We start from the raw sequence: 26,087 nt of genomic DNA on the forward strand, positions 1-26,087 counted from the left end.
GAGGTAGAATGTGGTAACAGACAGCTTGTACCGAAAAGAAAATCACCCAAAACTTATCATTATTTCTGGCCCTTCTGGAGTTGGTAAAGACACCATTGCCCGCAATTTAATTGATACAGATCCCAAGCGGTTTTATTTTGTGGTGACTGCTACTACTCGTCCGCCAAGAGCCGGTGAAGTTCATGGTGAAGATTATTTTTTCTTTAGCAATGATGAATTTGCCGAAATGATAGAAAACAACGAGCTTCTGGAGTATGCAGTTGTTTACAACGATTACAAAGGGATTCCAAAGCAGCAAATTCGGGATGCGTTAGAAAGCGGGCGGGATGTGATTATGCGGGTCGATGTTCAGGGGGCAGCAACCATCCGAAAATTATTACCCAATGCAATTTCTGTCTTTTTAACGACAGAAACGGAAGAGGAATTAGTACGTCGCTTGGTAGAGCGCAAATCAGAAACGGCCGAAGGACTGAAACTAAGAATCGCGGCCGCTCGACAGGAAATGAAGCGAATTAAAGAATTTGATTACTGGGTGATTAATGCAGAAGCACAACAAGAGCGCGCCGTTCGGGAAATCCTAAGCATTATCGAGGCCGCACACTGCCGGGTTCGGCAAAAACCAATCCAGCTCTAACCAGCCAAAAAATTTTTAATTCGAAAACAAAAGCGGGTTGGCAACTAGTTGCCAACCCGCTCTTTTTACCTTACTGGCAGACTAAGCTGCCTGACAGGAGCTGTTATTCAGCACCGCTTGTAATTTCACCGCTAAAGCAGGAAACGGCCGTACCTTCAAACAGATCAGAAGTCATTTCAGCACAGTTCGTCCAGTCACCAGTTTTGGTTCCGTACATGCTAAACGTAACCGTGTGAGACCCACCTGGGGCACCAGGCGCAGAGAATACGTCAATCTCGTAATCGCCATCCGGGAACGAAGGTGCGGGCAAGTCGCCAACGCCGTCTTGGTAGATAGCTGTACCGGTGTTACCGAACATGTTCTCGGCACCAACAGTCAACAAGCCACCATCACCATCAGAGAGCTGATCGGCTGGCCCATAGGTAAAGCTAATGTCCTCATCGGAACCGTAGCCAATCCATACTTGGAACGTATTGATTTCGCCGTCACCAAAGTTTGGAACCATTTCCCATTCTACGACAATCCAGGAGTTGATACCGTCAGTCAAGGTCGTTACCAAAACGCGTCCACCAGCACTTGGGTCAAGATCTGTCCAGAAAGGAGCCAGAACGTTGTTGGGAATGCTATCGTCGGGGAAGGCAGTTGTGTTGGTAAACTGAACGTCGGCTCCGGTGCCACCACCCACAACAATGTAACCGTTAGAGACAACGCCAATCGTACTCCAAGTTTCACCAGCATATTCAAATGCTGGAACAGTGACGTTGACGATGCTCTCATCAGTTGCACCAAGGTCCGTAGAGCTAAAGAGCGCCAATGGTAAGTAACCTGCTGGGGAGGCTGTCGGGTCAACAGCTGCATCCACAACTGGCGGAGAAGCTGCGAACAAGGACCCACTTGTGCTCCAGGAGCGTGAGCCGGTTTGGGTTGCCCCATCCACGCTGCCATTCACTAAGCGCAAACGACGTGGCAGAATGTCGCTCAAGTCAAAGTTGGCTTCGGAGGCAAAGCTATTGTTGGTTACAGTGACGGTACATTCGGTTGCTTCACCAGGAGCCAAGCTAGCGGAATCACAGCTCTTGTCAATGCTGACAAGTGCTTGCTCACGAACGATCGTGATGGGGAACCGCAGCGCGTGATCACCATGTGTCAGGTGCATCACAGCCATTGCGGTTTCGCCGAGGCCAATACCACTTGCGTCAACAGTAATCGGGATAGTGCGGTCACGACCAGCACGGATAGGTACAACAGAAGGTGTATCAACCACAAGCCCTTCATCAGATTCAATTGAAACATACCACCATGCATCGTAATCCAGTTCGCTTTGCAGCGTCCGGTAAACGGTCATTTCGCCGGGCATGCTGGGGATGTACAGGCTGGGGTAGTTGCTGTTCCACAGATCATCCTCGTGGGCAACGTAGTTAGCAGCAGAGTCAGAAATCGTCAAACCTGGGTTGCCAGCGTAGTTCAAGTCAATACGACCAGAGCCAACATCGAAATGGTCAACGGGTGTGACACCATCTTCTTTGGTTACACCATCTACTGTTGCTGTTGTCATTAAGGCAGATTTAATTTGCCCTGGTGTCCAGTCAGGATGCAATGCTTTAAGCAGTGCTGCCGAGCCAGCAGTATGCGGGCTGGACATGGAAGTACCACTCTTGAAGCCGAACAAACTTGGTTGGCCAAGCGGTTCTGCCTCATAAGGAGTGATAGCAGCCAGAATATTTACGCCAGGTCCTGTAACATCTGGTTTGCTCACGCCCAATGTTTGACCGGAGCCACCACGGGAACTGAACGCGGCCATCACGTCACCCTGAACTGTGGTTTTAATACCACCGCTGAGGGTACCCATAACGTTGGTATTGTTTGCCATGAAGTCAAGCAATTCAACGCCCTCAGTATCTTGAATGTGAATAGCGGGAACCCAATGGCTGTCATTATTCAGCGTTTGCAGTGCCGGATTGTACAGAACAAAACCACCAGCACCACCAGCAGCTACGTTTGCGCTCTTGGTTACACGGGCGATGACACCACGTTTACAAACAACAATTTCGCCATTAAAGGTACCGGCCGGGAACGGGGTATTACACATACCATTTTCTGCGTCTGTCTCATCCAGCCCATCAAAGTCATCGGCTAAAACAACAGGAGCAGGGCCGAAACCAGCGGTGATGGAAACACCATCAAGGGTCAAGGCAGCGCCACCGTCTGCTGTAAGTTCGATATTGGCAACGAAGCCACGATCGTGCGTGCTTGCACCAACTGTGGTAACCCAGGGGCTACGGCCAGCAACAGTATCAGCACCAGGGCCGCTATTGCCAGCAGATTTGGCAACAAAGATACCATTGTCGTAAGCACTCAAGAAGGCCAGAGACACAATATCGTTGTAAGGATCGCTACCGCCACCAACGGAGAAGTTTAGCACGTCAACACCGTCGATAATTGCTTGCTCTACAGCTGCAACCGTGTCAGAGCCGAAACAACTGGCGGTGCCAGGTACAGAACCACAAACCTTGTAAGCAATGATTTGGGCGCGGGGAGCAACACCGGAGAGGATGCCTAACGATCCGCCCAACAAGTCAGCGGAGACATTGCTGTTACCAGCAGCCGTGCTGGCAGTATGGGAACCATGTCCATCATTGTCACGTGCTGAGAGGAATTCGCCATCCATCATCGTGCGGTTGGCTTCGAAGGTTTCCATGAAGCGGTAAGCACCAATGAGCTTGTTGTTGCATTCAAAATCAAGCCCCAAATCGGTTCCGTCGACCATCACACTACCTAGATCACAGCCATAAGTTCCGGGAGGAGCCGGGTAAGGATTGCCATTGGGATCAGGATCGGCAAAGGATGGATTTTCTGGCCAAACACCGGAATCCAAAATACCAACGATGACGCCTTCACCGGCGTTTTCCTGGCCGCCTAACTCACTCCACATGGCCGGCGCACCAATCCATTGTGGCCCAGCGTCGGTTGTCAGTTCAACCTCTTCATCGAGATAAATACCGACAACGCCAGACATGGAGGCAATCGCATCTATATTAGCGCCAGCTACACGTGAAAGAGCAACACCGTTGAATATGCGACTATATTCGTAAGTTACCTCGCCGTAAGCACCGAGGGCATCTTTGAGGGCACCAGCATCGATAGTTTCATCGATGGTGATAATAACGTTTACTTCTTCTAAATCACCGATTTCAACACGGCCAGCGGTGGCCGTTTTGCTATTGGTAAATTCAGATTCTATTGAATTACCTGAAATATCGCCCGTAGCAGTAAATCCACCGTCCTGGGCAAAGCCTAAAGAGGCTGAGGAAAGCACCAGAACGAGTGTGAGTAATGCTAAGAGCAGTAGTGTAAGCACACTCTTTTTGGGATTTTTCTTAAACATCTGTTCTCCTGTTTTGTTTTTACAATGTAAGGTTTCATGCTAATTCAGTTAATCTTCCGATTTAACTTGTAAAAGATGTTTAATTCTATATAAACCACCTCCTTAAAATATTTATTTTTCATTTTATTGGTTGGTGCTGGTACGAACTACAAATCATATTGATGGCTGTTTGGGTAGCTGCTAGCCTGATTTATGTTTTCAGGTTGCAGCAAAAGAAAACTGCTCACAGGAAGAACCCGCTCATCTAATTAGATGGCAAGTTTTCGCGGGTAGTTCTTTGCTATTGCCCGGTTCAAGGGTGTGTATGTAGCACCTTCCATAAATTGATCAATATTGTTTGCGTGCTTTCGTGATCTGTTGTTAGCTTCCGGATCTATTTATTTTTGCTTTTTGTACGGGGTAACTTCTTCTGAAAAATTTTTGCACTATTGTACGATTCTAGCTTATTATGAGACCAGATAAACATACTTAAAATTGGTTACATTTATGCTTACGGAATCATTAATTGTGGGTCCAATACAACTATTTTTTCTCATTAGATTGTTGTCTAATGTTATGCTGTTCCCATAAATTTGACAATTATTTTTCATCAAGCACACATTTTGTTTTCATAAATTTGTGAAGCCAAAAAGATTTTGAATTAGGAATGGCTCACATTTGGTTTTTATTTGAGCAAACCACACTCGCTCTGTGGTTTTCGTGTGACTTTCTGGATTGCATATGTTGTGAATCTTCAAAAAAATGTATGTGTAAGGGACGTAAATTTTTTATTTGGGTGGATACGGCCGTGTTATAATCTCGTCGCACATATCACCGACGAACACATTAGCTAACTTAACTTATGCAAATATTCCGAAATTGGCAGTTCGATATACTTTCTTTTGTTGTTGGCCTGGTTTTGGGGCTGGTGGTGGCGTATGGGTTCTTGCGGTTACGGCCGTTCTTACGCCGTCGTTTGGCGCGTTTAACAGGTTGGGTGCGGGAGCGCATCGCGTATTTGCGATCTGGGGTCGCCTTGCGATATTCTGCAGAAACGGCCGCTTATGCCAATGCCCACCATCTGTTAGGCGACCAGGCTGGTCTTGATGCCCTGTTTGTCCCTCCCCGCTTGCAGGCACCGTTGGATGATCCTGCCTTGCTGCCTGAAGATAGGGCGGCAACGGCTTTGAGCTATCTATGGCCAGAGTGGTCTGGCAGCATGGGGTTGCCCCCGCCACCAATGATGGGTGTGGATCAACTATTGAGAAACGGCCGTCGCGTCATTATTGCCGGGGAGTCGGGCGTGGGTAAAACCACTTTGCTCGCTCACCTCGCTTACCGGTGTGCTGTGGCTACTGCGGAGGGCAAAGATGCTGCTTTGGCGAACATCATGCCTGTGCTGGTACACGTGGCTGAGCTGGGTGTGGCCGCTGGGGGTGAGCTGGAAGATGCTGAAATAGTCTTGGCCAGCGCACTGCAAAAACGGGCAAATCCGTTGACGGCACCGGGCATTAAAGATTTGCTGCACCAGAAGCTAAAGGCTGGGCAGGTTTTGCTGCTACTAGATGGCTGGGATGCGCTACCGGCTCCCAAACGGCCGAATGTGGCGGAATGGCTAGAAGCATTGTTGCGCAAATACAAAAACACGCAAACGTTTGTGGCTACTGGCATAACTGGGCAGGGCTTGCTGCTGGAATTAAATTTCACCTGGAGTACGCTGCTGCCGTGGCGGCTGGGGGAAGTTGAGCAATTTTCTGAGCAGGCAACGCAGGCACTTTCTGTGAGTAAACCACCCCGCTTGCCCTATTTTTGGCAGCCGGGACAAACCACGGCCGTTACTACCCTGAACTTTTTTCTACGTAGTTTATCGAAAGTGGCAGATGACCCGAAACGACCGTTTCCGCTTTGTGATTTGCTGCAAAAGAGTTTGCCCGTCATGGCTGGGCAATCGGGGGTTGATGCCCAGACAGTTGCTTTTTGGCAGCGGTTGGCTTTCATCATGTTAAACGACGGCAAAATGGCACTGAGCAACACAGAGCTAACGGCCGTTGCCGAAAAAATGTGCCTGAACGCCGAAGGCGAACCAGATCGCAGTGCTGCCAACCAGCTACAAAAATCGGTCAAAAAGACGCCTATTTTTGTGACGTGGGGGAATGGCACCGTGAGCTGTCGGGGTGCGTTGTGGCGTGACTTTTTAGCAGCAGGCTACCTGGTTGCGCAGGAAGATGAGGCGACTGTGGCGGCCCACCTGCACGACGGTGCCTGGGTGCAGATGCTTCGCTTTTATGCCGCGCAGCGAGACCCTGCAGCGTTAGCAAAGCAGCTTTTGCAAGGGCAGGACAATTCACCCTCGCGCGAGTCTGTCTTCCAGGTGGCTTCCTGGCTGCCGCTAACGACGGCCAAGGGAGAGTGGCGGCGGCAGACGATGATTTTGCTGGGGCAGATGATTCGCTCTGGCCCATCGTTTACCCAGGTCATACGCCAACGGGCGACGGCAGCGTTGGCGCGTTCGCAGGAGACGGGGGTGATGACCTTTGTTTCTCAGTTGCTAGAGCGATCCGACCCATTTTTACGGCAGTTGGGCACGGCCGCTTTGCCACAGTTGGGAGATGACCGGGCCATGAGCCTGTTGGCAAATATGGTTTCTGATGGAGATGAACTGGTGCGGCAAACGGCCGTTTACGGCTTGCTGCTTCATCAACATCACCCATTGGCAGAGCAGCCGCTGCTAGCGGCACTCATTGGCGAAGATGAGACATTGAGCCAGATCGTGGCCGAGGGATTGGCCATGAATGGTTCGCGGGGCACGGAAATCCTGAAAGAGGCTCTGGGGGATGCGGATATTCAGGTTCGCCGGGCAGCTGTGCTGGGTTTGGCAACTCTGGATGAGCGCTGGGTGGAGAAGCAGCTTGTTCAGGTGGAGCGGCACGATGATGAATGGTTTGTCCGTTCAGCAGCGAATGGCGCATTGGAGACGTTGCGGGCGCGGCGCAAAGCGGCCAAATGGGTGCCGCCCAATCCTGCCGACCAGCGTTGGCTAACGATGGCGTTCCGCCCAAACGGCCGTATCGTGCCCGATGGGGCAGCCGCCATGCCCTTTTTGGTGCAGATCATCAGCGAATCTGACGACAGTAAATTGCGTGCCTCTGCGGCTACCTTGCTAAGCCATTTACCGGCCCTGGATGCGATGCCTGCGTTGGAAACGGCCGCACGTGATGCCGATTTCCAGGTGAGCGAAGCTGCCTTCACCACCCTCTGCCATTTAAGGCGGGCTTACGGTTAAATGACCTTTTGTTACTCCGGTAAATGCTGTTCAAAAAAGGCGGTGGCAATGGCTGGGTTGTCGATGAGGTATTGGTAGCCGCTGAACCGATCGGTGCCGGGAACCAGCAGGGGGCCGCTGGGATTGGGTGTAGCAATGGCGATTTGCTGTACGTCATCGGGGCTGCCCCAGGGATCATTCATCCCTTGAATGTACAAAACGGGGGTTTGGCCTGCCTGAGATGCGGCCGTTCCTAACCGATATTCCTTTAACGGCCGTCCGCCAGCCTGCTGGAAGATAAACTCCGCCAATGGCAAGATGGCCTTCCCCAACATCCCAAATTGATGTGCGCCAAATCGTTCAGCAAAATGGGCTGGGGAGGTAGGCTGCACGGCGATTGCTGCTTGAATTTCATTTGTTTCTGGTAGCGTGTACAGCACTGTGTTGGCTCCAGCAGAAAAACCAATCGCGCCAATGCGGTTGGCGGCGACTTCTGGTCGGCTATGCAGATAAGCAATTGCGCCCAGAACGTCTTGCGCCTCGGCTTCGCCAAACTGCATCGGGGGCTGGCTACCGCTTTCACCGTGATTACGGCCGTCGTACATAAGCACATTAAATCCATCGTTATGCAAACTGTGTGCCAGCCGCAGCAGATCAACCTGAGATGCCCCTATCATGTTGGCCACAACGTCGGTGGCCGCTTCGCCCAGCCGGTTCCAGCCCCAGCCATGTACCATAATGAGCGTTGCCCCTTTCCGTAAGGAGTTGCCTGGTGCAGGAATGAACCAGCCGCTTAAGCGCACGCCGTCCGTCGCCGGGAAAGTGACATCTACATAGGGCATATCTACCTGATCGGGGGTGCCCCAAAGCGGTTGGCGCAATGGCTGGATCAATCGCTGGGCAATAAAGGCAGCAACTGCGGTTATGAGTCCAGCGACGATGCCTCCTAAAATAAACAGCCAGCGCAAAACGCGACGAAAAATATTCATATAATTCCTCTCACTTCTTTCTTGAATGAGCCACAGATCATTATCCGATTTTTCCACGCTATTGTGCCACAAATTGATGATTTACGGGAGATACGGCCGTTTTACGGTGGCGTCATGGCACAGCGAAAGCCCAGGTTGGCACGGGCCACCGTGGGGTCAAATGAGCCGCGGGCGACAATCCGCAACTCCTCGGCGGAGGAGAGCCAGGAACCACCCCGGATCACTTTGAAATCACCGTCGGTTGGGCCAAGCGGGTTGGTGTCGGTGCTGCTTTCATAGTAACGCGGGTCGTACCAATCGCTCACCCACTCCATCACGTTCCCGGCCATCTCGTAGGCACCAATGGGGGAACGGCCGTCTACAAAACTACCAACCGGCGCGGTATCTCGATGTCCATCATTTACGCTGTTGTCTCGCACGTCGCGGGTACAGCCTGTGTCGCAAAAGTTCACCTTGGTACCGTCAAACGCATCTCCCCAGGGAAAGCGCAGCACAATGGATTGCACAGGATCAAATCCGGCGGCCATTTCCCACTCTGCCTCAGACGGCAGCCGCCCCCCGCGCCAATCGCAGAAAGTGTCTGCATCGTACCAGGAAACGAAGATGACCGGATAATCGTCATAGGTGGGGTCGCCAAAGTAGGCGGGATGATAGGTGGCCGAACTGCGCTGTGGCGAATTGCAGGCCCCCGCCGCCACACATTGGGCATATTGCCCGTTGGTGACCTCCGTTTCATCAATAAAAAAGGGATCGATGCGCACAAGGTGAGACGGCCGTTCATCCGCTTCCTCCTCATCTGTACCCATCCTAAACAGCCCGCCTGGCATAAACACCATTCGTGCGCCCGTGTCCGTAATCAGCGGCTCCGGGCTGGGCGTGGGCGGCAGAGTGGGGGCAGGCAGCGGCGATGGCGTCGGGGCCATCGAGGTGAGAGCAGCAACGATGGCCGATTCCAAGGTGACAGTTGCTTCCGCTTGAGCAACTGGATCATCCTCACCCAGCCCCGATAAAGTTAAAACGATGCCAGAAACAACAATCAGCAACAGCAAAACAATTAGAGCGATAATCGTGCGCTGCTCCATCTGGCGGCGGGTACGCGGAGCAATGAGCGGCGGCTTGGGGCGGCCAATTTGCCGATCGGGGCTGCGCCGTGGCAGCTCTGGCACGGGCTCTGGCTGGCTGTTGGGCTTGGTGAGGGCGTTGGCAAACGATTCGGCCGTTTCATAGCGCGCATCCGGGCGGAGTGAAAGCGCACGATTGGCAACCAGCGACAGGTACGGCGGCACTTCGTCATTTACCTCGCGGGCAGGCAGCAAATCTGTGAGGCCAGATTCGCGACTGAGGGCGTTGGGCGGTACCTGACTGGTGAGCAGTGTATAAAGCGTTGCCCCCAGGCTGTAAATGTCGCTAGCTGGGGAGACATCTAGCTGGGCTTGCTGCTCCGGTGCGCCAAATCCCTGGCTGTGCAGATGCACGCCCAGCCCCGGCAAGCCGCTGTCTACCAGAAAAACCGTGCCGTCTGGCGCGACGCGAATGTTGGCAGGCTTAATGTTGAGGTGTAGCTGACCTTTTTGATGCAGGTAACTAAGTGGCTCACAGACGGCTTGCAGCCATTCAATGATGCGGTCGATGGGGAGACGGCCGTATTGCTCCAGCAAACTTTGCAAATCCACCCCATCAACATAGTGGCTCACCAAATATTGGCCTGTTTCTTCGATGGCGAAATGATCGACTACGTTGGGCAGCTGTGGGTGAGACAATTCACTGAGACGGCGAGCTTCTTGCCGAAACCGCTTTTGCATCGCAACTGAACTGTCTCGATACTCCTTCACGGCCACATCAAGATCATCAACCACGTCCCGCGCGCGATAAACAGCCCCATATTGGCCTTCAGCCAACAAGCCAACAATGCGATACCGCTTATTGAGCAATTCACCTGGATACAGCGGCATGGCTATCCATCCATCCTGCGCATCACTTCTTCCAGGCTGCTGTTTTTGCCCACAATTGTTACCCGATCGCCCATCTCTAGCTGGGTGTAGCCATGCGAAATGATCGTGTTGCCGTTGCGATGCACGGACAGCACCAGCGTGTCCAGCGGCAGTTGCAGATCACGCAGAGCAATGCCGTGCAATGCTGGATTGCGCAGCTCAATATCGACCACATCTTGCCCTTCTTCCATGCCTAGCAGCAGCGAAGCTGCCGACGGCGAACGGACAAACTGTTCCAGCAGCCCGACCATCACCGTGGCTGGGTCGATAACGAGTGCCCCCAACGCATGGAATTTATGGAAATTGATGCGGTCATTTAAGCGAACCACGACAGTTTCGGTGCCAAACTGTTCGTAGAGCAGCTCGCAGATGGCATAATTTTCCTCATCAGACAGCATCAGAACGGCCGCATCTGCCCGTTCTGCATCCAAGGCGTGTAAACTTTTTAGTGAGTAATCTTCAATGGCAATCAGGCTGAGATCAGACAAATCTGAGCCGTTGGCATTTTCTACCAAATTTGGTTCCAGGCAGGCTACTTTCACGTCCCAGTTGTGGCGGGTTAGCTGGCGCGCCAACAGCAGCGATGGCCCCTCCACCCCAAAAATGATGACATCCCGCACGCCGTCAAATTCTGGCGTTTTGGCTCTGGTGTGGGCCTCCTTCAGATGGTTAATGGCCCATTTGAAGAAGAGCGGGCCGATCATCTCGTTTAGCACCACAACGGCAATAATGAGGGTAGAGAACTGAGAGCCAAGCGTTGGGAATTCTACGGCCGCTTCCTTGGCCAGACCCAAGGCCACGCCTGCCTGGGTGATGAAGGCCATCCACTTCACGCGGTTGTAGCGCATTGGGTCGCCAGCGAGGACACCCCCCGTGAAAGACCCGAGCATCACTGCCACGACACGGACAAGAAACAGTGCTAGGGCAATTTGCCAGGCATCGGCCAATACGCCAAGTTCCAACGATTCGCCCGTGAGGGTGAAAAAGGCGATGTAGATGTAGGGGGCAATGTCGTTGAGGCGACGGCCGTATTCGGCACGCAGAGAACTGTAATTGTTCACCAAAAAGCTGGCAATCATGCAAATAAGCAGCGGTTCAGCCAACAGTTCAAACGGTAAATTGTCGTGAGAGTAATCCCGCAGCCAGTGAGAAATGAGAAACGTACTGTACCCGGCCAACAAAATCAGGCCGATTTTGAGCGAGGCGTCGAAGCGACGGCTCAAAACCCAGCGCAGCACCCAATACAAGGCAAAGCCAAGTGTGCACACCAATGCTAGCTCAATGAGCAGCAGAAAGATGAAGTTAATGTTCAGCGGCACTTCGGCAAAAAGGGCATCGGCGATGGAGGTGCTGAGGGCAAACAGCATGATAACAATGAAGTCCATAATGACGGTGACACCCAAAGCCATTTGGGTAAACGGTCCCCGCGCCCGCAGTTCTGTGACGATGGCAATAGCTGAAGAGGGGGAGCGGGCGGTGAGGATGGACCCAGCGAGTAAAGCAACGGCAAAACGGCCGTTGCCTTCCATCACCCGCATAAACGGAATGTAATCTGCCAGGAGCAGCATCGCCACTGTCACAAAAACCAGGGTAGTGAGGACAAGCCCCGCTGTGACCCAGCCAATGCTGCTCAAACGGCCGCGCAGCTCTGGCAAATAAAGCTCGCGTCCAGCGGCAAAGGCAATAAACGCCAGCGAAATCTCATCAATAAAGCGCAATTGCTCTAGCGACTCTTCACTGGCAAAGCCTAGCACAAATGGCCCGACGAGCAGGCCGGTAAATAGGTACCCCGTAATTAGCGGCAGCCGCAGCCGTGTAAAAAATTCACCAATTTGCCGCGCCGCCAGGGCAATGACCCCAAAGGCAACGAGAATATAGAAAAAATCTGGTAATTGGGCCATAAAAGTTATCGGGCTACCGGCGCACTTTGCGCGTCGAAGCGGAGCATCACTTCATCCAATCGCTCTGGCACGCCGTACAATGTCACTTTGTCTCCTAATTTTAGCTGCGTGTGCCCATGCGAAACCAGCGTTTGCTGCCCGCGCCGCACCGATAAAATAAGTACGTCTAGCGGCAGGCGCAGTTCCCGCAGCGTGATGCCATCCAAATCCCGATTGCGCAGTTCGATGTCCACAATTTCTTGCTGATGCTCGGTTCCCAGCAGCAAAGAGGAAGCAGATGGCGCGCGCACAAATTGCTCAAGTAAGGAGACAACGGCCGTATCTGGTTCCACAATCAAGGCTCCAAGCTCTTGGAATGCCGGACGGAGTTCACGGTCAGTAGAGTGCACAACCACCGTCTCGGTGCCAAAATGCTCAAAAATAAGCTCGCAGGCGGACAGATTTTGCTCATTGGGCAACATCAAAACAAAGCTGTCCGCCTGAGGTGCCTCCAGTGATTGTAAAACATCTACCGAAAGTTCATCATATAGATGTACCTCCATGCCGTTGTTAAGCCGGGCCAGCTCCGCTTTTGTCTTTTCATTCTCTGGTGCGGCCAAGCGAACCTGCCAATGATGCGCCTTGAGCTGCCGCGCCAACGTTATGGATTGCGGCGTGAACCCTAGAATAATAGCATCCCGCACGCCGTCGAATGGTGCTGGTTCCGCCTGTACGTGCGTTTCGCCCATTTTGTTTAGCGCAAATTTGAACAAAATGGGGCCAACAATCTCATTGAGCACCACCATGGCAATGATGGTCGTGGCAAAAGCGTCGCCCCAGCCGGGGAACTCAACCGCCACCTCTTTGGCCAGCCCCAACGCGACACCTGCCTGCGTCACAAACACCATCCATTTGTACTGATTGCTCTTCATGGAATCCCCAGCGAGCAAACCACCGCCAAAGGAGCCAATCAGAATGACGACGATGCGGATAAGTGCCAATGCCAGGGCGATGGGCCACACCTGGGCCAAAATCTCCAGCTTTAACCCTTCGCCTACCAGGGTGAAAAAGGCAACGTAAATGAATGGCCCAACATCGTGCAAAATCTCAGAAAATTCCAGACGGCAACTGCTGAAGTTGTTGATGACGAAGCTGGCGACCATGCAAATGAGCAATGGCTCCAATAGAATCTCTACAGGAAAGTTATCATGTGTATATTCGCGGATAAAGCCAGAGAGGAGATAAACGCTATAGCCAAACGTCAGAATAACGGCCGTTTTCACCGTGAGTTGCCAATGTCGATTGAGTACCCACAGCAGCATCCGGCTGAGCACAAGGCCCAATCCCACAGACAGCAGCAGCTCCACCGCCAACAGCAATAAAAGCCCCAAATTGATAGAAACGCCGGTCAGAATCGCGTCGGCAATGTCGGCACTGATAGCAAAAAAGACAATCACCAACACATCAGAGATGACGGTTACACCCAGTGCCATTTGGGTAAAAGGCCCCCGCGCCCGCAGTTCGTTGATGAGGGCAATGGCCACAGAGGGGGAACGTGCTACCATGATGGTGGCGGCCATTAGCGCAATAGCAACTTGACTGCTCACCGAGAATTCATCCATAAACGGGATAAAGTCCGCCAGCAAGAAAACCGCCAGCGTACCGCCCACCACCGTGATGAACACAATAAAGGCCGTTACTAAACCAATACTTCGCAACCGACCCCGAATCTCTGGCAAATAAAGCTCGCTGCCCGCCGCAAAAGCGATGAACGCCAACGATACCTCGTCAATAAACCGGAGCGATTCCACTACTTCATTGCTGGCAAAGCCCAGCACAAACGGGCCAGCAATAAGCCCCGTAAACAGATAGCCGCTGATTTTGGGCAAATTAAAGTGGGCAAACAGTCGCCCAATTTGCCAGGATGCCAGGGCAATCACACTGAAATTAAGTAAAAATAATGGGAGTTCCTGTAAAAATTCCATAATGTTGTAGCGTATCACGTCTCACTCAGCAAGACGATTTTCTCCATAATATCTCACGTTTGGTTTAGTTAAAATGGGAGAGTGGGATGGCGTTTCATTTTCTCTAGGACTTACGCATTCGCCCTAACTAGACTACAAAAGTCTTGGGCCTAATGATGTAAATTCCAGAGAGAACCAGACTTTTGTAGTCTTCATTGCGTAAGTTCTGTTCTCAAAAAGTGCAAAAAATTTGCACGATTTTAGCGAATAATGATCGAATCAAAAAATTGTTCCTGAAAATGGGTTTGTGCGCGAATCTCCGTGTCGGTCACGATTTCCCCTGGTGGTACCACAATCAGCTTGTCATCCGCGTCGTTTAGGCGGTGGATGACCGCCACGCATTCCCCAGTAAACGTTTGCAAGGGATTGTTTACGTTCAGCACGTACACATCCAGCTCGTCGCCATCTGGTGCAGGTACGCCAGGTAGGTAGCCGTAGTTCAGGGGGTATACAAATTGCCACTCTGGATGTTGTGAATGCATAGGGCGATCGATAACGGCCGTTACCATCTTGCCTAAAAATGAGGTGGCCGCCGGATAATTGGGCTTGTTCATGGAGATTGACGGCTGCCATTCTCCCGAAAGTAATCCAGGAGCAGCAGATGAACAAACATATAGCCGCCCCCCACTTTGCGCAGCAGGTTGCGCTCAGCGGCGTAATCTAAAAAGGGTAGAAAGTCTTCGGGGATGAGCTGGTTTTCAGCTAGCACCCGGCTGAGCTGCCGCTGCTGCCAAGCTGCTAAGCCGCCATATGCCAATCCCGCAGAGATTCCTAGATAAAGCGTGGCTCCCAAGGCAAACAGCAAAAATGTTTGCCAACTGAGTGACCAGTTGAGCAGATTACTGACCAGCCAGCCAAGCCCAAGCATAACGGCCGTTCCCACCCCAGTGAGTGCGCCAACGAGACGGCCGTTTTGCGCTGACCGCACAAAGCCCTGACCCGGCACGGTTCGCATTTTTGTCTCGTCCCGCTCCACCGCATGCGCCACAAATTGGCTCACAAAGCCCAACAAGGCCAGTAGCAAAATCCACGCTGGAGACAGTTCCCAACTGCGCCCTGCCAGCCAGAGCAAGCTACCCAACACCGCTCCGCCAGCGGCACCCAGGCCACCGCCAACCAATCCGCGCAGCCAACGCCAGTTTAGCGTTTCCACCGTCTCGATGCGGAACCAGGAGACGCGTGCCCACACCAGCAGCAGCCGGAACCCAGCCAGCAAGCTACCCGTCAGCAGCCCCACGCCAAGGCCAGCCAGCAACGCCCGCCAATCAGCAATCATTAAACCCAGCAGCCCGATGAGCACACCAATCAACACAAACAGCCCCACCAGCCGATTCCGCAGACCCGACACAAAGTGCCGCTGCTGCTCGCGGGGCAGCCAATTTGGCTGCAACCCTTCCAAAAAGAATATGGTGCGGTTGAACTGGGACATCTTTTGCGCCAACCAGCCCAGCCAGCCCACCGTTTGCGTCGGTTCATACAGATCTTCGCCGCCACGATAGCGCACCATCCGCTCCACGTACACATCAAACAGCAGCGTGCGCCCCATCTTGCGGTCACCCAGCGACAGCGCCACCTGCTCCGGCATCCGGTAGTAGGCCAGCGTCATCATGCTCAGCATCAGGGGCGATTCTGCCAGTTCGCGCAGCGTCATGTCCGTTTGCAGCGCGGCACGCAGCCCCGCCAGACGCGGCCCCATGCTGCCTAAATAGTGGTCAATCTGCTCCAGCGAGAGCGACTGTAGCACAATCGCCTGCGCCAAATTGAGCCGCGTGGCCAACGCCTCATAATCTTTGATGCGGCAGGTGACGACGGTGGGCAGGGTCAGATAGCGTTGGCGGAACTGGTTGATTGCTTGGGCGCAGGCGACGCGGTGTTCTTGCTCCACCTCGTCCAAGCCGTCCAGCAGGGGGAGCAGCTCCCCGTTTTTGAGCCACAGTTGCCCCAGACGGCGGGGCACTTCGTACCGATTGGCTAACTCATTGACCATCCAGTCGCCCAACGGCAAATTATCTGACCAACTAGCCAAGCTGAAAACAATGGGGATAGGGTGGGTAGTGTTTACCTGCGCCCGCAGCAGCAAATCGCTCACCAGTTGCAGCAAAATGGTGGTTTTGCCCGCGCCCGGTTCGCCCATGATGAGCAGCGTGCCTTCTGCTTCGTCATACACTTCGGTGATTTGGGTGCCGATGGGCAGGGGGGTGTCGAACACTTCGTCGGGGAGCAGATTGTCTGGCTGCTGGTAGCCGGCCGTTGCGTAGCTGGCAACGGCGTTGGTGCGGTAGGTCATGGAGAGATCGATCATCTCCGCACCGTGCAGCGACTCTTGCAGCACCCCCACGAGCCAATACGTTTTGACCCGCTGGAGCATGACTTGGCGGTTGTGGTTTTGTTGAACTTCCATAGGTTGGCTGCGAGTGGTTAGGGGTTAGTGGCTAGTTTCTTTGCGACGACTAGTCACTAACCACCAGCCACTAAAGAATGTTTTTATGAATTCGGCCGTCCTTCATCACCAGCCGAATATTGTCCACATCTTCTAAACTGCGGATGTCCGCCAGCGGGTCAGTTTGCGTGATGATGACGTCGGCCAGCTTGCCGCTTTCCAGCGTGCCAACCTTGTCGTCCCAACCCAGGCATTGTGCGGCCGTTTTGGTGGTAGCCACAAGCGAATCCATCGGCGACATGCCCACGTTGCACATCAGCCCTAGCTCGCGGAGGTTGGTGCCGTGCTTCATCACGCCCGCGTCGGTGCCCATCGCCACCTTCACGCCTGCCTTGAACGCTTTGCCAATGTTTTCGCTGTGAATCTCAATCACCTCGCGCGATTTGCGGATGCCCCATTCGGGCATCGTGCCACCCGCTTCGGCCGCTTCCAGCACGGCCAGCGGGGCCAGCAGCGTTGGCACTAAAAATGTACCGCGCTCCAGCATTAGCTCAATCGCCTCATCATCCACGTAAATGCCGTGCTCGATGGAGTGGATGCCCGCCCGCACCGCATTTTTGATCCCCTCAGCCCCCTGTGCGTGGGCCATCACCTTCACCCCGCGTCGATAAGCCGCTTCTTGCACCATTACTTCCAGCTCTTCTGGCGTGAACTGGGTAAATTCGGGGTGGTCAGTGGGGCTGAGGACGCCGCCTGTGGAGCAAACTTTGATGATGTCTGCCCCGGCGCGCAGCACCTCCCGCACTTTTTTACGGACTTCTGCCACGCCGTCGCACAAGCCGCTGGGACGGCCCGGCGTGGGTGGAATCAGGCCGAAATCGAGGCCAGACGGTAGCCAGCTATCCCCATGCCCCCCGGTGATGGTCAGCACACTAATGCTGATTTGCATACGCGGACCAGCAATAAGCCCCTGCTCCACCGCCTGTTTCATGCCTAAATCGGCCCCGCCAGCGTCACGAACGCTGATAATTCCTGCATCCAGCGTGCGCCGCATGGGTTCAATCGCTTTGTAGTAGTTGAGGGAGAATGGCGTGTTCATCGCTTCATTAAAGTTGATGCCGTCGAAGATGAAGTGGATGTGGGTGTCGATGAGGCCGGGCAGGATGTGGCCGCCCTGTGCATTGATCATTTGCACGTCGCTGTTGGGCAAGCGAATCTCATTTTTGCGCCCGACTTGCTCAATTTTATTATCGCGGATGAGAACTGCGCCGTTCTGGATGGGGGAACGGCCGTTGCCATCAATCACCGTCCCATTGTGGATGAGGGAATAACTCATGTTGCGCTCCAATTTTATAAACAACAAGTGGTTGCCGCTAGCGGCTGGCAAAGTGTACCGGATGTCGAGAGACAGGGCTACTACTAGCTTAATAACTCATGTTACGCAGTCCAAGACTACAAAAGTCTTCCTCAGTCTGGCGAATGTCTGAAATGCGGCCAAGACTTTTGTAGTCTCCCTAGACGAAGTGCGTAACATCAGTTAATAAATTGGACACCGTTACTGTGGTGGAATGTACAGTTCCAACAGGGGAACATCTGCCCCCAGAATTCCAGCATACACGGTGCCGTTTACGTCCTGGCCAAAGGTTGTTAAGAAGCCATCTGGCGCATTGGCTAAATCCCCGACGGTGTTTACCTGCCAGCTCCCGTTAGAAAAAGAGAGTGCCTGAATTTCTCTGGTGCAGCCGTCGGCAAAGATCAGGCTCCCCTTTTGGCTTAAATCGCCAGCGAAGCGGAAAAACTCCCCGGCAATGACCGAGCAGCCTACCGAATAGGAATGAATAGGCAGGTCAAACGTTTTGTTGCAGTCACCATCTGTAAACAAAACATCAGGGCCTTCCATGCAAGGCCAGCCAAAATTACTGCCGTTATACCCAAAGGGGAGCATATCAATTTCTTCCCAGGCACGATCGCCAACATCACCGATGTAGATATTGCCGGACACCGGATCGACGGCCATCCGCCAGGGATTACGCAGCCCCTTCGCCCATGTTTCAATGGAGACGGCCGTTGCCGCCATCATATCCTCATCAACTTGTTGCATGGTCAGGCTTTGTGCCGCTTGGGCAGCATCAACATTGATTCTCAATATCTTTCCTTTTTTAGAACCACCATCTTGGGCTAATAGATTTTGCGAATCATCACCGACGCCCATATACAGTTGGCCATCTCTGGGGTTAAATTCTAACGCGCCGCCGTTATGAATTGTAAAATCCTGGATGATACTGATTAACACTGCTTCACTGTTCGGGTCAGCCACATCAGGATTGCCTGTAACTTGGAACTGAGACAGTCGCAAGTATGATTTATTGTTATCTTGTGGGAACTTGGCTGTGTACGTCACATAAAAGTAGCCATTGGTGGCAAAATCAGGATGAAACGCCAGGCCAAACAACCCCTGCTCCGCGCCAGAGTCCAATACGCGATCTTGAATATCTAGAAAAAGAGAGGTTGTGCCGTTGGGCTGCAAAATTCTAATGGTTCCAGCCAGTTCAGCTACAAAAAGTCGCTCATCACCAGCGTGGGTTATATCGGTGACATTGTTGAACGTGGCATTTGTAGGGATAACTTCGAATTCGCGCGGCACCATGATGAGAGGCAGGTAGGTATTATTTGTACCTCCCCCAGCTTGAGAAGCTGACGTGGTGAGCGGTGAAGAGAGAGCGTAACAAATGGCAAAAACGAAAACAAAGATGGCTAAAAATGCTAGATTTCTGCGCGTGGCCTGACTCATTTTGATACCCCCGTAATCTGAAATATTTGACATAACAGCGTGCTGGTTTGTGAAACGACGGCTACGATGAAGACCTGCTTACTTACAACAAATTGTAGCTAAAAAATAATGGACAGCAATTTTGCTACGGCCGTAGCAACGCTGCATACACATCATCCAGCCAGCGGTTTTGTGGCTGAACAATGAGTGTGGGTTTGGGCTGTAAATTGACCCAAAAAGGGGCAAAGGTGTGGCTGCGGTCGCTGGGCAGCGTCCAGTGGTAGGGAGTCTCTTTGTGGCAATGCAGGTGGGCGTAATGACGGGTTTTGCGCCAGCTTAGTCGCTCGCTGGGCAGCCAGCCGTCGATGTAGAGCGTGATTTGGGTGGGGTTAGGGAGTTGATCGTATTCAGTGTAGGTGGTGTGGTGAAAATGAGCAGCCTGTTCCCCGACTTCAAACGTCATCCCTCGGCTAAACAAAGGCGCAAACGGCAGCGAGCTTTTGTCTGGCTGGCTAAAAATGTAGCTGTCCTGATTTAGAATCGCTTCCCCGGCGGCCAGCTCGTTTTCGATTTTTCCCAAATAGCGGTGGATGGTGAGTTGGGTGAGTCCGGTTTCTTCTGTTGCTTCGCGCAGAACGGCCGTTTGCCAATCTTCCCCCGCATCCACCGTGCCTGCTGGGATTTGTACCCCCGCTTGAGGATGCTGAAACAGCAGCAGTTGTCGCCCTTCGGGCTGCTCACGGGTGATGAAAGCGGTGACTTTGTGGATGGTCATGGTGGGAATGTATGTTGTTAGTTTCTTTTGTCACGGCGTAGGCTGCCCAAAAAAGCAAAAAGCAACCCAGCAGCCAACCCCAGCAACCCTGCTGCCACCGAATGTCGCCAGCGTGGAACGGTTCCTTCGACATTGCTCAGAGCGGCCGTTCCTTCATCAAATTCAGTCGGCGGCGGCGCTGTGATGATGCGGTAGCTTGGTGCCGTGTCTGGATCAAATAAATGGTCGTTGAAATCATTGCGCCAAACGGCATTGCTCGCCAGCTTCAGGCGAGAGCCATGCTTGTTGGCATACACTTGGGTAAACTCGGCCCCAAACAGGAAAATCTGAGCCGAGTAATAGACCCACAGCAAAATCAACGCAAATGAACCCGCCGCACCATAGGTAGACGTGGCCGATCCCCGTGCCAGGTACAGCCCAATGAGATAACGACCCAGCATAAAAAGCACGGTTGTCACTGCCGCACCCAAAGACACATCCTGCCACGTTAGCTGGGCATCGGGCAAAAATTTAAACAGCAGCGCAAAAAGCACTGTCAGAATAACCAGAGAGGCAAGAAAGTTGAGCTGCGGCAATATCGAACCGATGCCCGGCAGCCACACCGCCAGACTGTCGCCAACGGCCGTAATCATCGTACTAATAATCAACGACAACAGCAGTAAGCCACCGACCAACAGCACCATCAAAAAAGTTAGGGCGCGATTCTTAATGAAATCAAGCACTCCGCTCGAAGGAGCGAGTTGAATCCCCCAGATCATATTCAAGGTGCGCTGAAGCTGATTAAACAGGTTAGAAGCACCAAAAAGCAGCAATCCAGTGCTGATAATGGTGGCGATGGTACTGGCCCCGGAATTGTTGGCATTGTGAATGAGGTTTTCGATGACAACGGCCGTATCCTGCCCCACCGCATCCCCAATGCTGGCCACAATTTGCCCCTCAATAGCCGCCTCACGGAAGACAATGCTGGCTACCGCCACCGCAATAACCAGCAAAGGCGCGAGCGCAAAAATGGTGTAATAGGCAATGGCCGCCGCCAAAAGCGATGCATTATCCTGTGACCACCGTTGGCCACTTTCCTTCAACAGCTCAAAAAGCCCCACAAAAAACTGTTTCATGCCTCGAATCTTATTGGCATTGCGCCCTGGACGCAACTTGTTTGGCAATGACTTTTCCAGTGGTATAATTGCGACCTTGCTGGGGATGTGGCGGAATTGGCAGACGCGCATGACTTAGAATCATGTGCCGCAAGGCGTGTGGGTTCAAGTCCCTCCATCCCCACTATTTTTAAAGACCAAGAGCGTTGCTCCTCAGGCAACGCTCCTTTCTTTTTCTGACTGGGTAAACAATTGATTTTCACCCCGCAGACCGAACAGGTATTCTCTAAAATAGTGCAATCATCGAGCTGGGCAAAAACCTGGCGGGGTCTGTGAGTCCAACATTTATGAGAGGTAACTCGTGACGTTAAACATTCAAACCGAACAAGATGAACAGCGACAGCTTTTGATGACCATAGAGGTCCCGGAAGATCGTGTCGAAAAACAGATGCGGCAAACTGCCCGCAAGCTGGCCAAAGAGGTCAACATTCCTGGCTTCCGCCGGGGCAAAGTGCCTTATCAGGTGCTCCTCAAGCGGTTGGGCCGTGAAGCTCTGCGCACCGAAGCCGTCGAAGATATGCTCCAATCTGTCTTTACAGAAGCATTGGATGAGGTTGACCCCGACATCTACGCCCCAGCAAACTTTGATGATATGGAAATGGAGCCGCTGGTGCTGAAGTTCACCATTCCGCTTACGCCAGAGGTCACGCTGGGCAATTACCGTGAGCTGCGTAAAGAAATAGAGCCTGTTGAAATTACCGAGGAAGCGATAGATGAAGCTCTGGAGCGCATTCAAGCCCAGCATCAGGAATTGGAAGACGCAGATCGTCCCGTTGAGCCAGGCGACATGGTGACATTAAGTGGCAAAGGGGAGCTGCTGCCAAATGAAGACGAGGAAGCAGCAGAGGCTGATGAAGAAACTGAAGCTGACGAGGCAGAAACGGCCGAATCCGAAGAAGCTAGCGAACACCCCGAAGATAACATCATTTTCAACACCGAAAGTGTCGATTTGGTCATGGACGGCAAGCAGATTTTCTGGGGTGGTGACTTTGTCAACAACATTATCGGCATGGCGGCAGGTGACGAAAAAACGTTCAACATTACCTTCCCTGAAGATTTTGACGAGGAAGAACTGGCCGGGCGCGAAGCAACCTTTAACATTAACGTGCTTAACGTGCAGAGTCGCAATTTGCCCCCGTTGGATGATGAACTGGCCAAGCTGGAAGGCACCTTTGAGACGCTAGATGAGCTGCGCGACTCCATCCGTACGGAGTTGCAAAACAACGCCGAAGGCGAAGCGAAAAATGAACTTATTGAAGGCATGATTGACGACATGCTGGAAGATGCCGAGCTAATTTACCCACCTGCGGCCGTTGAAACTGAAATTGATGGCATGGTGAATAACTTCAAAAACCAGGTGACGCGGGCTGGCTGGAGCTGGGAAGATTTCTTGCAGCTGCAAAACACGCAGGAAGATGATTTGCGTGAAAATTTCCGTGAAGGTGCTGAAGAGCAGTTAAAACGGCAGCTTGTCTTGCGCCAATTCATCTTCGATGAGAAGCTGCGCGTTAACGATGACGATATTGAAGCTGCCATTGACGAGCGCGTGAGCCAATTTAGCGACAATGAGGCTCTGCTTGAGGGCATGAAAGATTATTACAAGAGCGGCCCCGGCTTTGATATGCTCAGTAGCGAAGTGCTGATGGATAAAACGTATGAGCGCATTGAGGCGGTTCTTTCTGGCAATGCCCCCGATTTAGCTGAGTTGGAAGCTGAAGAAGCGGCCGAAGTAGAAGATGAAGATGAGAGTGATGAAGCAGAAGAAACGGCCGAATCTGAAGAAGTGACAACGGATGCCGAAGAAGCTGCCGAAGAGAACGATGCCGAAGAAACCGGTGCAGAAGTAGAAGAAGAAGTAGAAGAATTGGAAGAAGCAGAAGAATAACGTAAATCTAACGGTGGCGGGCTACACTTGCTCCCGCATTATTGTTGCGATAGTGGCGTTACTGTCTGAATGCTTCGTAAGGCTGGTTGCCAACAAGCGTTTTTGGCATAAAAAGAAGGCAGAGCAAACGGAGTAACCACGGCTATCGACATTTAGGAGACGACTAACTCATGATGAATTTGCCAACGTCGCTTGTCCCCATGGTGCTGGAATCAGATGGACGAGGTGAGCGTGCGTACGATATTTTTTCTTTGCTTCTAAAAAACCGGATCATCATGCTGGGCACGCCCATCAATGATCAGATTGCTAACCTGATTGTGGCCCAGCTTCTCTACCTGGCGCGTGAGGATTCTAGTAAGCCAATTAGCATGTACATTAACAGCCCTGGTGGGCAGGTGTATTCTGGTATGGCCATTTACGACACCATGCAGCAGATTGAGTGCCCGGTTTCTACCGTGGCGGTTGGCTTTACGGCCAGCTTTGGCACCGTTTTGCTGACGGCAGGCACCAAAGGGATGCGGTATGCGCTGCCCAACGCCACTATTCACATGCACCAGCCGCTGGGCGGGGCGCAGGGGCAGGCGTCTGACATTGAAATTCAGGCGCGGGAGATTTTGCGTTTGCGGACTTCTTTGAACAACATCTTGTCTAAGCACACTGGCCAATCTCTGGAACGTATCGAAGAGGATACCGACCGGGATATTTACATGGGTGCTGAAGAAGCGATGGCGTATGGCCTGGTGGATGAGGTACTAACTGGCGCAGCGACTGGCACAGAGTAGTTTGCTAGTCTAAACGACTTTTTGAACGGCCGTTTTCCTTATGGAAGCGGCCGTTTTTCTTTGCCTGGACTACTATGTGACTTCGCCCCACACTTGCTATTGTTTTTGACACTCCTTATAATCCCTCTTGTAGATTAATGAAATCAGTTATGTAAAATTAGAGGCGGTATTTAGAAAGCGTTGTGCTAAATCTCTCCGCCAGCCCTTTCAGGTGGGTTGAGGACACTATGGTTAGTTCTCAGAACAAAAAAATGATGCGCATCATCTCGGTTTTGCTGAGTTTTGCCATCCTTATTATCGCATCACTTTCTTTTTACCAGCTTACGCAGGTAGCTAGCCCTATTCAGGCACAAACATTGCCCGTTCTCACCCTGAACAACAGCAACCTCAACGTTTCAGAAGGGGCAGGGACGGCCACACTAAGCGTCAATGTGAACAGTGCGCCCACCGAGGTGATTACTGTAAGCTACTCCACCTCCAACGGTACGGCCGTTGCTGTCTCTGATTACGTGGCAGCATCTGGAACCATCACCTTTGGCGTCAACGATACTACCCCTAAGCAAATAAACATTACTATTGTAGACGATACGGCCGTTGAAGGAACCCAATCGTTTCTTCTGCAAATTTCCAATCCGGTCAGTGCCACGCTTGGCTCTCCTAGCGTTGCGTCCATCAACATTACCGACAATGATTCTGGGGCTACCCCGACCCCCCAGGTTTTTGCCGATGCCCTAGAACCAAACAATAACTTTAACGAAGCCACAGAAACGGCCGCAGATGCCGCTGAACTGTGTGATCTAACCTTTTACCCGCCCGGGGACCAGGATTACTTCCGCTGGTGGGGCAAAGCTGGCATCACCTACATCATTTACACATCTGATTTGGATGCCGGATTAGACACCGTGCTGGATGTGTACGACATTAACCAATCGCTCATTGCCAGCAATGATGATATTGCCCCCGGCATTTTTGCCTCAGAAATTCAGTTTACCGCCAATTCAGATGGATATTACTACGCAAGGGTCACCAACAAATCCCCTGTTGACCCGGTAAACAAGCTGTACTGTTTTGAAGTGGATTCCACAGTAGAACCAACCTCCACACCCCCCGCCGGCTTCCCGTCTGATGTTGATGTTTGTGAGTTCAACAGCACCACCGAAACGGCTTGCCTCATTGTTTCTGGCGAAACCAAGATTGGCATGAACTTTGTGCCGTCGCTGGGCAGCACCCGTGATACCGACATTTACAAGATGTGGATTAAGCCAGGCATTTTTTACACCTGCGAAACCATCATTCCAACTGGGTCGGCGGCGGATACCAACATGATTTTTTGGGACAATAATGGGAATCCATTTAGCCCCTGGCTAGGCAACGACGACAAGGGCGGGCTGGATTTCGGCAGTGAATTGAGCTACTTCTCCACGTACACAGGCTGGCTCTTCATCGTGGTTGGCCCCGTAAATGAACCACCTTTGGCTGAAGCGGCCCTGCACGAATACGACTTATCTTGCACAGCACAAGAATCAACGCCGACAGCAACGCCATTCCCCACCAGTTCGGGTGGTGGGGGCACGGGAGGCACCTTTGCGACCTCCACGCCGCAGCCAACTGTCGCGTTGCCTACACCGTTCCCCACACCAACGCCTATCGACTTTTCGCAATTCTTTACGCCAACGCCTGCGCCACCGCCAGTTGTGCAATTCCAACCATTGCCCACTTCCACGCCAGTTGGTGGTGGCAGCCAAACGGCTACCATCAATGTGACGCTTTATTACGATAGCAACAATAATTTCCTGCCGGAACTGACGGAAGGGATTGTAAATGCGGCCGTTGCGCTTTACGACAATGCCACGGGCGAACTGCTTTCTTTTGGCAATACCAATGAAACTGGGGTAGCACGATTTACGGCCGTAAACGCCACAGGCGCGGTTCGCGTGGTGGTTCCCTTCCTAAATTACAGTCAGGTCGTCGTTGGAGATAATGCCGAAATCTTGGTGCGCGTCGCGCCGCAGCCGCTGCCCATTGGCATTCCGTAATCCTGCCAGAAAAAACAGCAAATTGGGTGAAAACGGGAAAGTAGTTTGAATTAAGAAAACAAGGATTCTCCCGTTTTTCCGAGTAAATCACTATTTTGCAGATCATCTTACATCAAATTTCTTTTTGTGATTTACATGAAAGCACAAAAATAAGGTTTTTC

At 52.3% G+C, this 26,087-nt stretch carries 16 protein-coding genes and 1 tRNA gene; 6 read left to right on the forward strand and 11 right to left on the reverse strand.

Annotated features, from left to right (window positions below):
• Positions 1–10 precede the first annotated feature (10 nt).
• Positions 11–634: a guanylate kinase gene (gmk, locus tag ACOQPU_RS22735; RefSeq protein ID WP_420642125.1), complete on the forward strand. Its 624-nt coding sequence runs from the start codon at positions 11–13 to the stop codon at positions 632–634.
• Between the two features lie 103 nt (positions 635–737).
• Here the strand turns inward: gmk and ACOQPU_RS22740 are convergent, their stop codons facing one another.
• A complete protein-coding gene (locus tag ACOQPU_RS22740) occupies positions 738–4,019 on the reverse strand; it encodes a S8 family serine peptidase (protein WP_420642126.1) in 3,282 nt (1,093 codons plus the stop codon).
• Positions 4,020–4,860: 841 nt separating this feature from the next.
• On the opposite strand from ACOQPU_RS22740, the gene ACOQPU_RS22745 reads away from it, so the two are divergent.
• A complete protein-coding gene (locus ACOQPU_RS22745) occupies positions 4,861–7,281 on the forward strand; it encodes an NACHT domain-containing protein (RefSeq protein WP_420642127.1) in 2,421 nt (806 codons plus the stop codon).
• 11 nt (positions 7,282–7,292) lie between these two features.
• Here ACOQPU_RS22745 and ACOQPU_RS22750 read toward each other — a convergent pair whose 3' ends face one another.
• The 10 genes from ACOQPU_RS22750 to ACOQPU_RS22795 form a co-directional block, all read right to left on the reverse strand.
• Entirely contained in the window at positions 7,293–8,249 is a 957-nt protein-coding gene (locus tag ACOQPU_RS22750) for an alpha/beta hydrolase (protein WP_420642128.1), read from the reverse strand.
• A 101-nt stretch (positions 8,250–8,350) separates the two neighbouring features.
• On the reverse strand, positions 8,351–10,201 hold the full coding sequence (locus ACOQPU_RS22755; protein WP_420642129.1) for an SUMF1/EgtB/PvdO family nonheme iron enzyme: 1,851 nt from the start codon (positions 10,199–10,201) through the stop codon (positions 8,351–8,353).
• A 2-nt stretch (positions 10,202–10,203) separates the two neighbouring features.
• Positions 10,204–12,141, reverse strand: coding sequence for a monovalent cation:proton antiporter family protein (locus ACOQPU_RS22760; protein WP_420642130.1), 1,938 nt, complete (start codon positions 12,139–12,141; stop codon positions 10,204–10,206).
• Between the two features lie 5 nt (positions 12,142–12,146).
• Positions 12,147–14,105, reverse strand: coding sequence for a monovalent cation:proton antiporter family protein (locus tag ACOQPU_RS22765; protein WP_420642131.1), 1,959 nt, complete (start codon positions 14,103–14,105; stop codon positions 12,147–12,149).
• Between the two features lie 239 nt (positions 14,106–14,344).
• Complete coding sequence (locus ACOQPU_RS22770) at positions 14,345–14,698, reverse strand: inorganic diphosphatase (protein WP_420642132.1); 354 nt, start codon at positions 14,696–14,698, stop codon at positions 14,345–14,347.
• A complete protein-coding gene (locus ACOQPU_RS22775; protein ID WP_420642133.1) occupies positions 14,695–16,545 on the reverse strand; it encodes an NACHT domain-containing protein in 1,851 nt (616 codons plus the stop codon). The genes ACOQPU_RS22770 and ACOQPU_RS22775 overlap by 4 nt, the downstream gene beginning before the upstream one ends.
• A 70-nt stretch (positions 16,546–16,615) precedes the next feature.
• Positions 16,616–17,860 (reverse strand): amidohydrolase family protein, encoded by a 1,245-nt coding sequence (locus tag ACOQPU_RS22780; RefSeq protein WP_420642134.1) that lies wholly within the window; start codon positions 17,858–17,860, stop codon positions 16,616–16,618.
• Positions 17,861–18,079: 219 nt separating this feature from the next.
• Positions 18,080–19,348, reverse strand: a complete 1,269-nt coding sequence (locus ACOQPU_RS22785) for a PQQ-dependent sugar dehydrogenase (RefSeq protein WP_420642135.1) — start codon at positions 19,346–19,348, stop codon at positions 18,080–18,082.
• 91 nt (positions 19,349–19,439) lie between these two features.
• Positions 19,440–20,069, reverse strand: coding sequence for an NUDIX domain-containing protein (locus tag ACOQPU_RS22790; RefSeq protein WP_420642136.1), 630 nt, complete (start codon positions 20,067–20,069; stop codon positions 19,440–19,442).
• 17 nt (positions 20,070–20,086) lie between these two features.
• On the reverse strand, positions 20,087–21,184 hold the full coding sequence (locus ACOQPU_RS22795; protein ID WP_420642137.1) for a YihY/virulence factor BrkB family protein: 1,098 nt from the start codon (positions 21,182–21,184) through the stop codon (positions 20,087–20,089).
• Between the two features lie 81 nt (positions 21,185–21,265).
• Between ACOQPU_RS22795 and ACOQPU_RS22800 the strand changes: the two genes are divergently transcribed.
• The 4 genes from ACOQPU_RS22800 (at position 21,266) to ACOQPU_RS22815 (ending at position 25,926) form a co-directional block, all read left to right on the forward strand.
• Positions 21,266–21,347 (forward strand) — tRNA-Leu (locus tag ACOQPU_RS22800).
• Between the two features lie 177 nt (positions 21,348–21,524).
• Complete coding sequence (locus ACOQPU_RS22805) at positions 21,525–23,108, forward strand: trigger factor (protein WP_420642138.1); 1,584 nt, start codon at positions 21,525–21,527, stop codon at positions 23,106–23,108.
• Between the two features lie 173 nt (positions 23,109–23,281).
• The gene (locus tag ACOQPU_RS22810) at positions 23,282–23,890 is read left to right on the forward strand and encodes an ATP-dependent Clp protease proteolytic subunit (protein WP_420645864.1); all 609 of its coding nucleotides are present in this window, start codon (positions 23,282–23,284) and stop codon (positions 23,888–23,890) included.
• A gap of 227 nt (positions 23,891–24,117) precedes the next feature.
• Positions 24,118–25,926, forward strand: coding sequence for a Calx-beta domain-containing protein (locus tag ACOQPU_RS22815; protein WP_420642139.1), 1,809 nt, complete (start codon positions 24,118–24,120; stop codon positions 25,924–25,926).
• The last annotated feature ends 161 nt before the right edge of the window (positions 25,927–26,087 follow it).

The organism is Candidatus Leptofilum sp. (assembly GCF_965223285.1).
Lineage (GTDB): Bacteria > Chloroflexota > Anaerolineae > Promineifilales > Promineifilaceae > Leptofilum.